The 450-nt window shown below is 60.2% G+C and carries 1 protein-coding gene; it reads left to right on the forward strand.

The window, feature by feature from the left end; genetic code table 11:
- Nucleotides 1-116: 116 nt before the first annotated feature.
- Nucleotides 117-450: class I SAM-dependent methyltransferase (locus ACU8YC_RS27550; RefSeq protein WP_446896333.1), on the forward strand; the 334-nt coding region annotated here is incomplete at its 3' end.

Here is a 450-nt window from a genome sequence, read left to right on the forward strand (position 1 = left end):
TCCTAGCGCCAGGGTTGCTGTCGCCATTCAACCCAAACATCTACAATCATCCGGCCGATCTCATACGAGGCTTCGGTAATTGCCTGCCGTTCCTACAATTGCAACACGGCCATCGAGTGCTCGACTCCGGATGCGGGTATGGCTGGACCACTGAGTGGTTGATGAATCTCGGCATTGATGCCGTCGGCATCGACATCTCGCGCGTCTACCCCGATGTCGGACGTCGACGGATGGGCCCGAACAATCAGCCCCACCTTGTGGTCGGCGACTCGGAGAATTTGCCGTTCCGCGCGGGGGTCTTCGACGCCGTACTGTGCTTCGACGCGTTCCATCACATACCGGACCGGCCGGCCGCTATGCGATGCTACGAGCGCGCCCTAAAGGATCCGGGCCGAATCGTGCTTCTTGAGCCAGGTGGGCAGCATGAAACCGACGAGGTGTCGGTCAACG

Source organism: Citrobacter sp. VF227 (assembly GCF_052950715.1).